Source organism: Methanobrevibacter sp. (assembly GCF_030539875.1).
Classification (GTDB): domain Archaea; phylum Methanobacteriota; class Methanobacteria; order Methanobacteriales; family Methanobacteriaceae; genus Methanocatella.
In genome coordinates this window covers 55,629-67,697 of record NZ_JAUNXI010000011.1, presented here as the reverse complement: position 1 = coordinate 67,697, position 12,069 = coordinate 55,629, and the positions used below count along the sequence as shown (strand labels likewise).

Annotated in this window: 12 protein-coding genes and 2 pseudogenes; 5 read left to right on the top strand and 9 right to left on the bottom strand. The window is 30.2% G+C overall.

The genetic code is table 11. The features are described from left to right. From Q4Q16_RS05800 to Q4Q16_RS05790, 3 genes and pseudogenes are all read left to right on the top strand, one after another. Positions 1-655 (top strand): annotated as a pseudogene (locus tag Q4Q16_RS05800) (ATPase); the annotation flags it as partial. Between the two features lie 450 nt (positions 656-1,105). After that, positions 1,106-2,293, top strand: a complete 1,188-nt coding sequence (locus tag Q4Q16_RS05795) for an ATP-binding protein (protein WP_303346778.1) — start codon at positions 1,106-1,108, stop codon at positions 2,291-2,293. A 311-nt stretch (positions 2,294-2,604) separates the two neighbouring features. Continuing rightward, positions 2,605-4,050: an ATP-binding protein gene (locus tag Q4Q16_RS05790; RefSeq protein WP_303346777.1), complete on the top strand. Its 1,446-nt coding sequence runs from the start codon at positions 2,605-2,607 to the stop codon at positions 4,048-4,050. A gap of 316 nt (positions 4,051-4,366) precedes the next feature. On the opposite strand, the gene Q4Q16_RS05785 is transcribed toward Q4Q16_RS05790, so the two are convergent. From Q4Q16_RS05785 to Q4Q16_RS05770, 4 genes are all read right to left on the bottom strand, one after another. Then, on the bottom strand, positions 4,367-5,263 hold the full coding sequence (locus Q4Q16_RS05785) for a radical SAM mobile pair protein B (RefSeq protein ID WP_303346776.1): 897 nt from the start codon (positions 5,261-5,263) through the stop codon (positions 4,367-4,369). Between the two features lie 71 nt (positions 5,264-5,334). After that, positions 5,335-6,186 (bottom strand): hypothetical protein, encoded by an 852-nt coding sequence (locus Q4Q16_RS05780; RefSeq protein WP_303346775.1) that lies wholly within the window; start codon positions 6,184-6,186, stop codon positions 5,335-5,337. A 9-nt stretch (positions 6,187-6,195) separates the two neighbouring features. Then, the gene (locus Q4Q16_RS05775; RefSeq protein ID WP_303346774.1) at positions 6,196-6,972 is read right to left on the bottom strand and encodes a protein-ADP-ribose hydrolase; all 777 of its coding nucleotides are present in this window, start codon (positions 6,970-6,972) and stop codon (positions 6,196-6,198) included. 23 nt (positions 6,973-6,995) lie between these two features. Beyond that, positions 6,996-7,370 (bottom strand): helix-turn-helix domain-containing protein, encoded by a 375-nt coding sequence (locus Q4Q16_RS05770; protein WP_303346773.1) that lies wholly within the window; start codon positions 7,368-7,370, stop codon positions 6,996-6,998. Positions 7,371-7,571: 201 nt separating this feature from the next. Between Q4Q16_RS05770 and Q4Q16_RS05765 the strand changes: the two genes are divergently transcribed. Continuing rightward, a complete protein-coding gene (locus tag Q4Q16_RS05765) occupies positions 7,572-7,976 on the top strand; it encodes a pyridoxamine 5'-phosphate oxidase family protein (protein WP_303346772.1) in 405 nt (134 codons plus the stop codon). A 354-nt stretch (positions 7,977-8,330) separates the two neighbouring features. Here Q4Q16_RS05765 and Q4Q16_RS05760 read toward each other — a convergent pair whose 3' ends face one another. From Q4Q16_RS05760 to Q4Q16_RS09280, 4 genes and pseudogenes are all read right to left on the bottom strand, one after another. Further along, positions 8,331-8,507: a hypothetical protein gene (locus Q4Q16_RS05760; protein WP_303346771.1), complete on the bottom strand. Its 177-nt coding sequence runs from the start codon at positions 8,505-8,507 to the stop codon at positions 8,331-8,333. Between the two features lie 21 nt (positions 8,508-8,528). Next, positions 8,529-8,597 carry a hypothetical protein gene (locus Q4Q16_RS09285; protein ID WP_368660213.1) on the bottom strand — a complete coding sequence of 23 codons (69 nt, stop codon included), beginning with the start codon at positions 8,595-8,597 and terminating at the stop codon, positions 8,529-8,531. A gap of 23 nt (positions 8,598-8,620) precedes the next feature. After that, positions 8,621-8,749 (bottom strand): hypothetical protein, encoded by a 129-nt coding sequence (locus Q4Q16_RS05755; RefSeq protein WP_303346770.1) that lies wholly within the window; start codon positions 8,747-8,749, stop codon positions 8,621-8,623. 78 nt (positions 8,750-8,827) lie between these two features. Beyond that, positions 8,828-9,875, bottom strand: a pseudogene (locus tag Q4Q16_RS09280) (ATP-binding protein); the annotation flags it as partial. A gap of 653 nt (positions 9,876-10,528) precedes the next feature. Between Q4Q16_RS09280 and Q4Q16_RS05740 the strand changes: the two are divergent. Then, positions 10,529-11,299 (top strand): V4R domain-containing protein, encoded by a 771-nt coding sequence (locus tag Q4Q16_RS05740; protein WP_303346767.1) that lies wholly within the window; start codon positions 10,529-10,531, stop codon positions 11,297-11,299. On the opposite strand, the gene cobI is transcribed toward Q4Q16_RS05740, so the two are convergent. Beyond that, positions 11,296-12,000, bottom strand: coding sequence for a precorrin-2 C(20)-methyltransferase (cobI, locus tag Q4Q16_RS05735; RefSeq protein ID WP_303346766.1), 705 nt, complete (start codon positions 11,998-12,000; stop codon positions 11,296-11,298). The genes Q4Q16_RS05740 and cobI overlap by 4 nt on opposite strands. Positions 12,001-12,069: the final 69 nt, after the last annotated feature.

Genomic DNA, 12,069 nt, shown 5'->3' with positions numbered 1-12,069 from the left:
TTTAATTAAAAATCAACTGGTCTGCCAAAAACTAATTTTGGCGGACACCCTAAAAGGAAAAAATATAATGTTTGTAGCTACAGGATCAGAAGACATTTTCAACAAAATACAGGACAAACTTGATTCAGCAGTACGGATATTTGAACCATATTTGATAGGACCATTGTCCTACGATGAAGTGTCTGATGCAATCAAAATTCCGATTAAAAAACAAAATGTGATATTTGAAGAGGATGTCATAAAAGGAATATATGAATTATCCAATGGAATCCCATATTATATGCAGATTCTAGCTTACAGTTGTTTTGAAGAAGCTAATGATGATAAAGTGACTATTGATGAGTTTAAAAAGGCATCAGTGTACTCTTTAAACATTTTGTATCAACGTGAATTTAAAGCATTATTCGCCAAATCCACTACAGAGGAGCGAAAGATACTATGCTTAATGGCTGAAAGTGAGGAAACAATCTTGTCCTATTCCTATATAAAGGAGAATGCCCATCTAAACTCAGAACCTTCAGCATTGCTGAAAAGTTTAATTAACAAAAATATGATAATAAAGCCAGCAAGGGGTAAATACAAATTAAAAAATAATCTTTTCAAATTATATCTGAAAAGTCTGAGGATAAATCAGGATACTGGATTAATTGGCTAGGGTAAATCTCCATAATTACTGAGCATCTTTGGAACATTTCATATTATGTAATGGAAATTCCATTATAATGCGCAAAAAACACATTGCATTACAATAACCAATGGTAGTTCTGGTCTTCCAAAAATTTTATAATCATCAAAAAATAAATTCCATATCAGAGTTTCAGTGCCAGAATGTGATAAGTATCAGAACTTTTTTTTTATACGTGTTATACGAATTGTCCGTGTTATTTTTGGGTTTCTTTATATAAATTAAAGGGTTTTTAGTGATGAAAAATCGATAAGTATTGGAACTTTTTTTCATGTTTTTTCAACGAACAAATAAAATAATTAGGATTATATATAATGAAAAATACATTATACTACAATATATAATGAAAAATTAATTATATAATTAAAAGTACATTATAATACAATACATAATGCAAATTGGATTACATGAGGGTTACATATGGATGAAATTGCAAGCATTACAAATACAAATTTAACCGAAACACAATTCTACAATAGAGTAGATGAAATTAACATGTTGTCAAATTTATTGGCTAGCACTGAATTCAATTCATCACCAACTATACTGTTGACAGGAATTAGGGGAGTGGGAAAGACAGCACTCATCAAAAAAATTAAAAATAAATTTGACAAGGAATATTTGGTTGTCGATATTGACTTGTCAAGAAGCAATGCATACCAACAGAAAAACCTGACAAGAGGCAGTATAATCAAAATAATCTATGACTCAATAATAAAATCCTCAAAGGAATTCGGCTTAAGAACAGTTGGCAAACAAATAGAAAAATACTTCAAAACAAATAAATTCAAAATAGATAAGATTCTATCTTACGAACACATTCCAATACCAGTCTTTGAAAGAGAGGACAATTATGCAAAATTAGCGGACTTTGTAATGGAATTGCCTCAAAAAATTTATGAAGACAACAGTGACAAATTGAAAGGAGTATTCATTTTCATTGACGAAATCCAATTGATTAAAGATTTGGACAATGTGGACAAATTCTTATGGTATATGCGTAGCTTCATTCAAAACCAAAAGAATGTTGCATACATATTTTGCGGTAGTATGAGTTTAAAGGACAGCCTGATCAATGATTTAAATGGAAAAGATGGTGCATTTGGAGGAAGAATGCTGACAATTGAAATACATCCGTTTTCAAAGCAAACCACCATAGATTATATTAAATCACTTTCAAGGAACATACAAATGGATGTTGGGGCATCTGAAAGATTTTACAAATGCACTCGTGGAATACCATATTACATCAACATATTTGCAAAAATTCTTCCGGAGAACATAACCTTAACAGAAAATAACATTATCGAGTTATTTAAAGATTCAATCGACTATCTTGCACTACATTTTGTATTCATGTGGTCTAAATTAACATTTCAAGAACAAAAAATAGTAATTTCTTTACTTGACAACCCTAAAAAAAGAATTGAAATAGCTAACTCATTAGAAGTTACTAGCGGTTCACTTAATAGGCCATTAAATCGCCTGCTTGACTTTGACTTGATTGAATATGCAAATGACAAATATCAGATTACAGATCCAATATTTACCTATTGGCTTAAGAATAGTTATGAAAAAAATGGAATATATCCATTCAGAAGCATTTAATCAACATTAGGTTGTTAATGACTTCAAAAATTTATAATCATCAAAAAATAAATTCTCTATCAGAGTTTTAGTGCTGGGAAAGGGTAAGTATAAGAACTTTTTTATAAGTTTATACGAAATGTTCGTATTTTTTAGGTTTTAATCAGGTTTTTAAAAGTTAGTTTGTGATAAATAATATCCTATATGCCTACATTATTTGGTCGTTTAAAAAACTATGTATATATAAACAATTGGTCGTTTAAAAAACTAAAGTATATAAATTGTAAATATCTAATAATTATATAACTAAAAAAATATTTCGGAGAAACATCATGGAAAACAATGAAAAAAGGCAATATTTATTTAATATCTTAAAAACAACACCTGATATTGTAGAATATTCAATTAAAATGTCAGATAATGAATTGAATAAAAGAAATGATTTTTTTGAACTAAAAAATAGAATTGATTTATTTCTTGATAACGGCAGTGATGCCAGATTTTACATAATGCCTGGACTACGCGGTGTTGGAAAGACAACTATTTTATTTCAACTTTATGATTACTTAACCAATACAAGAGAAATTAATCCAAATCAGATATTATACCTTGATTTAGACAGGCTTAAAGATCAAGGGGAATTCAATATTTTAGATTATACTGATTTATTTATTAAGGATATTAATGAGGAAGCTTATTTGAACAGGAATCCATTATTTATTTTTGTTGATGAGTCACAATATTCAGATAATTGGGACCATGTTGGAAAAATCATTTTTGATGAAAATAAAAAGGTATTCTTAATATTCACTGGTTCAGACGCATTAAATCTAGAATATTCCATGGATTCAGCTAGACGTTCTATTAAAAAGGGAATATATCCTCTAAATTTTTCAGAATATCTATACTTAAAATATGATTGCAGCATGCCTGAAAATATTAGTCAAACACTTTTTAACATGATTTTTTCTGGTGAAATTGAAGATTCTCTAAAAATTGAGAAGCAAGTTCAACTTAATGTTTATAATAAGTTTAAAAGGGATTCTGATAAAATTTGGCAGGATTTTATTCAATATGGTGGATTGCCGTCTTCATTTAATTTACCTCATCAAGAAGTTATCCAAACAACAATTGATATAAAAAATAGGGTTCTTGAAAAGGACTTGGATTTAATTTCATCATTCACAACTCCTATTCGCCAATCCTCTTATTCAATTTTAAATACAATTGCTCTTCAAAAACCAGGGTCTCTGTCAGTTCAAAAATTGGCGAATAATTTTGAATTATCTAAAACATCTGTTTTAAATATTTTAGAATCATTTTGCAATGCTCATTTGATTTTCAGTGTGGATGCCTATGGTTCAATAACTAAAAGAAATAGATACCCCCGTGAATATTATTTTTTATCAACTCAGATGAAAGCTTGCATTTATCAATTAAATGGCCAATCAACACAAACTAAAGGAGATTATTTTGGATCATTACTGGAAAATTATGTTGCCTCTTCATTATTCATGATGAAAGAGAAAACTAAAAGGGATTTTGGAATATTCTATGATTCAAGGAAAAAGAGTAATGTTGATTTTTTAATTAATACAATTATGGGAGATATAATTCCTATTGAAGTGGGTATTGGTGATAAAAATAAAAGGCAAATAAAAAATGCTATGAATAAATATAATTCTGATTTTGGAATTGTAATTTCAAATAAAACTCAAAGTATTGTTAAAGATGATGGGGTAGTATTCATTCCAATTAAAACATTTTCATTAATGTAAATTGGATTAAGTTGCTACAATTCCAACAATATAAATTGAGGTTTGAAATACCTTCCAAAATTTTATAATCATCAAAAAATAAATTACATATCAGAGTTTTAGTGCTGAAAATTGATAAGTATCAGAACTTTTTTATAAGTTTTATACGAATTGTTCGTGTTATTTTAGGGTTTATTTATATGGAATTGTTTTTAAAAGTTAGTTTTCAATAGCTTAACTGATGTTAATATTAACAGAGAATTGGATTGTGAAGCTTATTCATTAACTGATAATATTTTAATTGTTTCCAACTTATCATTCCTCATGTTTTGAATAGCTAATGATGTCTGTTATTTCTTCTTTTTGCAGTTTTTGTTATTTCTTCATGATAGAAATAATTTACAACAATTGGCGGTTCATCAAAAGGATGTATGATAGAGTCATCATCCCTAAGATACAGCAATCCTTGATTTTCGCAGTATTCCTTAAGTTCATTATTCAGACTCTTCCAATAGCCTCTATCTTTTTTATTATATGTCAAATCATATAATGGAAATAAATCAGGATAATTTTCTTTAATATAATTTAAGATGGTTGATTTATAGTCGCCCCTCAAGTTTAAATTTTCAAGCCAAATCAAATTGCAATAATCTTTGGTTTTGTTAATAATGGATGGAACATCAGTAATTTCAGGAAATATTGGTGAGATAAAACATGTTGTTCTAATTCCTTCATCATATAATGTTTTCATGGCTTTAAGGCGTCTTTTTATACTTACAGCATCATCCATATCATTTTTAAAGTTTTCATCTAAAGTATTGATTGAAAAAGAAACTCTAACGTTTTCAAATGATTTCAACAAATCCAAATCTCTTAGTATCAAATCGGATTTTGTTGCAATGCTCAATCCTACATTGGCACCTTGTAATTGTTCCAGCAATGTTTTTGTTCTTTCATATTTTTCTTCAAGTGGTTGGTATGGATCAGTAACTGAGCTGATAAACATTGTTTTTCCATCATATTTATGAGGATTTTTAATTTCATCCCAGTATTTTATATCCAAAAATTCTCCCCAGGGTTCTGTGTGTTTTGAAAAGCATTTCATGAAGGAGGCATAGCAGTATTTACATGCATGAAGACAGCCTAAATATGGATTTACTGAAAAGTCACACACCGGCAGATTTGATTTTGTAATTACATTTTTCACTTCTTTTTCAGTGATTAACACATTCATGATTATAATTTGTTCTTCATTATATGAATATTTCTGGATTCTTGAAAACACAAGAAACTTAAAAAAATAATTTAAATCCTCGAAAGCCAATATGCAAATATTTCTGAAATTTTTTCATCAAAACAAATTGTTTTATCTTTGTTTTGAGATATTGCCTGCGATGAACTTCTGTTTAACCTAATTAATGTGGTGTTTGGATTTTCATAGGTCATCTGTTCAAATGGATATCTTATTATTGAAGGTGTGTTAAAGCCAACGCCCAACTCTAAAAATACGATGTTTCTGTCTTCATCAGCATGTTCTAAATATTTAGAATAATTATTATACATTTCCATCCATTTTTCATCTTCAACAAATGTATTGTCAACCCTTAGATTCAAGGCCATTTCTTTTCCGCAGACCGGACACTTCGGTATTAAATCAGTGGGGATTCTACAATCGTTAATGTTTCGAACAGCTTTAAAAACAAAATCCTTATTTGAATATAGTTTTTCATGGCAGGGTTCGCTGCATTGGAAAAGGCCGTAGTCACCCTGAGTTGCAAAAATCCTATTGTCTTCAAAACCATTTATCCAAAATTGATGTTCTACATTGGTTGTCAGCACAAAATACTCCTTATCTCCAACCAGTTCCAATAGCTGTTCATATAATCTGGTTTTCCCAACAGAATACCTGTTCATATAAACATGACGGGACCAGTATGCCCATTTTTCCTCGGAAGTTTTGAATGGATAAAATCCGGAAGAATACATGTCAGTCAAACCATATTTCTCAATGAAATCCTTGAAATTATCTTCAAAACGTTTTCCTGAATATTCAATGCCTGCAGCTGCAGAAAATCCCGCACCTGCACCAACAAGAATATAGTCCCCATCATTAATGGTGTCATATGCCTTGTCTAATCTTTTAGTGAAATGTTTCATATTTTTCTCCTAAAACAATAAATCCTTATATGTTGTATAGCTTTCATCTGAAAACACGTCAAAAATCACATGCTTCAAACTGGTTTTATTTGAATTCAAATACTCTCTAACGGTATCAGTAGCTATTTTAGCCGCCAAATCCTGTGGAAAATTAAACACTCCAGTTGAAATGCCACAAAATGCCAATGACTCTAAATTATTTTCACTTGCAATTTCCAAACAAGACCTATAGCAATTCTCTAATGCTTCACAATCGCTTTTGGAAGGTTTTGAGTCATGAGGGATTGCGGGGCCAACAGTATGAATCACATATTTTGAAGGCAGATTATAGGCACTTGTGATTTTGGCTTTGCCCACTTCTTCGTCGTGTCCTTGTAGCTGCATCATGCTGTTGCATTCCTCTCTGAGCTGCAATCCGGCTACTGAGTGAATCAGGTTGTCAATGCAATTGTGAAGGGGAATAAAACAACCTAATAATTTTGAATTTGCCGCATTGACAATCCCGTCAACTTTCAAAGTTACAATATCTCCCTGCCAAAGCATGATTTTGCCGTTGACATCAGTTATATCCTCAACTGAAGTCAAATCTTTTCCTAATGTTTCGGCAGTTAAGAAATCATCCTGAACTTTTAAAAATTCGTCTGAAATTTTTAAGGGCATTCTTACATTCATTAAAGAGCGAAGCAGATTTCTTTTAGCTTTGTAGTCTTTTGGAATTTCAATAGTTTCATTTCTCTCATCAATCAAATAATTAATTAGAAAATCAAGTTGTTCTTCTCTACTCATCTAATTCTCCTTAGTCGAATAATTTAATCAATATCTAATGTGTCTTTAAAAATCTTTATAAATTCATCAGATTCGGCATCTGTTGCGGAATCATCTTTTTTTAAAGTGAATATGGCCAGTTCATAAAGGATTCTATTCATTCTTTTTCCTTCTTCAGTCAGGCAATATTCTGTTATTTTGGAGTCATCCATATTGGTTTTTGAAATCAGTCCATTTGATTCCAAATCTTTTAAGCATTCGGTTAAAACCTTATTGCTTAATTTAGGTTTATCCTCCTTGAATTCTTTGAATCTTTTTTTGCCGAAGAACAGATCCCTAATGATTAGAAAGTGCCATTTTCCGCTGATGATTTTTAAGGTTTCGTTTACTGGACAGTAATTGCTTTCGAATTTAGCCATAATATCACTTTTCCATTTGGATATGAATTTATCTATTGGCGATTATTAATAAAATTTTAGTTACGTAAAAGTAACTAAACGCTATAATCAATTATTAGTAACTTTAAAGTAACAAAAAGCTTATATTTGCCATAAAACTAATTTATAATTAATACTAAATAAAATAAAACGATTTAGTATTAATAAATTAAGGTGATATAAATGAAAGATGTAATCAAATTCTTAACTGAAAACCCTCAGCAATATCTCGCAACTATAGGACTTGATGGAAACGCAAAAGTAAGGCCTATACTATTCTACTTTGCAGAAGATGATAAACCATACTTCTGTACCAGCAACCAAAAGCCAATGTACAAGGAATTGGATGCAAACCCTAACTTTGAAATGACTGCAGCCACTCCCGAATTCCAATGGCTCAGAATTGCCGGAAAAGTGGAATTCGTCGATGATTTGGAAATCAAGCAAAAGGTAATTGATGCAAATGATCTTGTAAAGACATTATATGAATCCGGTGACAATCCGATATTTGAAGTATTTACCATTAAAGAAGGTAAAGCAACCATTGCTGACTTTTCCGGAGAGCCTCCAAAAGTTTATGAAATTTAAATTATGTTAACATTATGTTAACACATTTCTTTTTTTAACATCCACATCACATGTTAATTTTTAAAACTTCTTGATATAGGTTTTTTAACTCTTATTTTCAATATTCTAGCCATTAATGTTAATGATGATTTATTTAATCAAATTCACGGTTTAAAATGACTTTCAAAAAGTTTATAATTAATTAGAATAAATTTTTTAGTAGAGTTTTTGTGGTTCAAATTGATAAGGCTGCGAACTATATCATACGTTTCATACGAATTGTTCGTAAACATTCGTTTCAAACCATAAAATAAGATTAGTTTGTATTTTTGCCTATTTTAGATTTCAACTTATAATTTTCACGATTATTTAATATTAGTTATTTATGATAAGAGGTTTCATCAAATATGTGGATATTAGTTTTTTTTTGGTTTTTCCAGCATACGGTCTTATGAATATTGTTTCTAATGCTTTTAGTTTCCCATCATTTTTTAAATCTTCATAGTTACTTCCTGCACTAATTAAGAAATTTGCCACATCCATTGTTTTCATTGTAGCCGGACTTCCATCCTCCTAGTCGTATTTGAATCCTTTAGTGAATACTCTTGCGAAATATCCCACTAATTTTGCCGGCGCATCCATCCAGAACAATGGGAATATGAAAGTTAATAGGGTTTGCATTGCTGATTTTTTCCTTGTTCAATCAGCATATCCTCAGATAATGGTGACTGGATATTATTGTTTTCTCTTATGTATTCCTCTTCTGTGATATCTGAGTATCCGGCTTGGGTCATATGCTATGATATCCATCTTCTCCTCCGATTGACCCGACATTGCCGAAGTTGTATCTGTTAGTACCTCTAGTCTTTATATCAACGTAGGCAGCCTATTGGAATTACTTTTACATCATCTTCTGTGGTATAAGCGAATTTGCCCCCTGTAATAACTGCTAAAAATTTAGGTTCTTTGAATTTCCTCTCTTTTAACAAATTTTTTAATTTTAATAAGTTTTTAGCTCCTTTTTCTATTTCAGCACTGCCAAGTTTAAATTCAATCAAAGCATAATCTCCATTTTCTAAATGTATTACACAATCAGCTTCTAAACCATTTCTATCCCTATAGTAAGAAATTTCTCCCAATTTCTCACTTGTATAAATTCTTAAGTCCCTGATGCATAATGTTTCAAAAATAAAACAGAATGTGTTCAAATCATCTATTAGGCTTTGCGGAGATAAACCTAGAGAAGCAACTGCAATTGACGGGTCGATAAATTCTTTTTTAGGTGTTGATCTGACTTTTGGATCGTATGTTTGGAGACCATGCCGGAACATCCTCTATGACAAATAGTCTCTTTAACGCATTGGTATAATTATAATGGGTATTTTTACTGATACTAAGTTCAGAATTTATGTCTGCTAGAATAGTTGAGTTTGACGCTAATGTGGAAATGTTTCTGGAATATGATTTCAATATTTTCCTTACTTTTTGGGGGTCACGTTTAACATCATCAAAGGAGGACACATTGATTTCACAAATGTTTTTCACATAAGACTTTGCCACGAACAGTTGTGCCTTTTCGGATTTTTTATTTAAACTTTCAGGCCAACCTCCTCTACATGCAGCAAAGATTACATCGTTAACATTTAAATCAGAACTAATGCCATTGATATTCATATCAGGATTTTTAAATTGTTCTAAAATTGAAATTTTACCATTTGATTCACTGCTTTCATAAAGGCTCATTGTTCTTATAAGAACTCTGTGGATTCTACCTGTGCCGGTATGCATTATTTCCGCTTCATCAATGGTAGTTGAACCTGTCAGGATGTATAATCCATCTTCATGAAGTTCATCAACACTATTTCTCATTGCATCCCATAAAATAGGAGCCATCTGCCATTCATCAATAAGTCTAGGCTTCATATAATTGTTGTGCAACTTTGCATTATATTATGTGACTTATTTGCATAATAAAAATCAAGATTTTGAACAACCTCCAAAAATTTATAATTGCCAAAAAATAAATTCGCTATCAGAGTTTTAATGATGGAATTTGTAATCATCGGAACTTTTTTATAAGTTTTATACTATTGTTCGTATTTATATGAATTTTATTATTTAAAGAAAAACCTTTAATCGAATTTTTAGTGATGAAAACCGTAGGTATATGTATATTCAGTTAGAATTCCATATTGTCTGTAAATCTTAGCTTACAGTAGTTGAAGAAAAAAAGATGACAAGTAACTATGGTTGAATTTAAAAAAACATCTGTGTATTTATTAAACATTTTAGCCCAACGTGAATTCAAAGCATTATTTGGCAAATCCACTAAAATTCAAAGATTCATTTATCAAAAAATAAATTATGCATCTGTGTTTTTAGCACCTGAAAATTATTATCATCGGAAATTTTTTTTATGATTTAAACGAACAGTTCGTATTATTTTTATTTTTATTTTTTGTTTTTGTATAATTATTTTATACATTTTTTATAATTTTGTTTAATTTATATGAAATAGTTATATTTATTAACTAATACTTATCATATATATCTATACATTCTGGGGGGCAGCTATGAACGAACAAAAACCTATTCAAATATTTTCAGACTTAAATGAAAAATTTGGTATTAATGTTATAAAAAGTCCGGTAAAACTCATAATTCTTGAAATGCTTAGGGACAGAGACATGGAATTCGATGAAATTGTTAGTAATGTCGGAAAATCCAAATCTACAGTTTCAGTTCACTTGAAAAGTTTAAGAGAAACTGGAATCATTTCTTATAGGGTCAATCCTGCTGATAATAGAAAAAAAATATTCTACCTAAATTCTAAATTTATAGGTTCTGTAAACATTACCGAACCTAAAAAAATTGAAGAGACTCAATCGGATTATTTGATAAAACACATTGTTGATGAAGAGGCTCAATTTTCAACTTTACTGTTCCACACCTTAAAAGCAATGCTTATTCAAGAAGGAATCAATATTGATCCGATTTTACAATCAACAGGAAATCAAATCGGCAAATCCCTTTTTTATAAACTATATGATGATGATTTGGAAGTGTTTATGAATAATTTAGCTAATTTTTGGGAAAATAAAGGTTTAGGTAGACTGACCTTTGAGATAGGTCAAACAATTAAAGTCACAACCTATGACTGCTTTGAATGTGAATTACTTCCAAAAACAGGAAAACCTGCCTGTTTTTTAGACACAGGGATTTTTGAAGGTTTATTCACACTATTCTTCAATCTACCTGTAAGGGTTATTGAAACTCAATGTTATACAATGGGTGATCAGAAGTGTATGTTTGAGATAGAGCCTCAAAGCATAAAAACTTATTAATCATCTCTAAATTTTATGACGGTTGTTGTAAGGTAGGGTTTTTCGTGAGAAAATCCTTCAATTATTTTTTCATTTTCACGGGTGCAGTTCTGCACTGAATAAATCTCTTTTTTCCTTTTGTCGTTTTCAATTTTTGATTCAAGTTTGGAAGTGTTTCTTGATGCTTTCATAAGAACAACGGAATCACTGTATTCTAAAACCTGTTTTAGTCTGTCATCGATTTTCGGAACAATAGTCAATATTTCATTTTGCTCCACCAATGCTTCATTTTTAGTAGCGGCACATGCAGTAAATGATGTGATTCCAGGAATAGTTTCTATTTCGTATTCATCTTTTAATATTTTTTGAACATAAGAATAAGTGCTGAATATTGAAGTATCTCCAAGTGTAATAAATGCAACATCTCTTCCTGTGTTGAGATATTGTGCAATCAGTTCAGATGCACTTTTCCATACTTTTTTAAGTTCTTCTTTATTTTCAATCATAGGAAAAATAGGTTCAACAATCATTACTTTTTTATAATCTTTTCTTTCTTTAAGGACAGGTCTAACAATAGACAATGCAATACTTTCTTTTTCTTTAGATGATTTTGGTGAAAAAACCACAGGGACAGTCTTTAAAACCTTTGCAGCTTTTAAAGTTAATAATTCAGTATCTCCAGGTCCAACACCAATTCCTATTAATTTTCCTTTTTTTACCATATAATCACTTTAATTTACAATTCTTTGTTTTGTTTGTTATTTTGCAAATGCTCTTTCTATAATTTATTT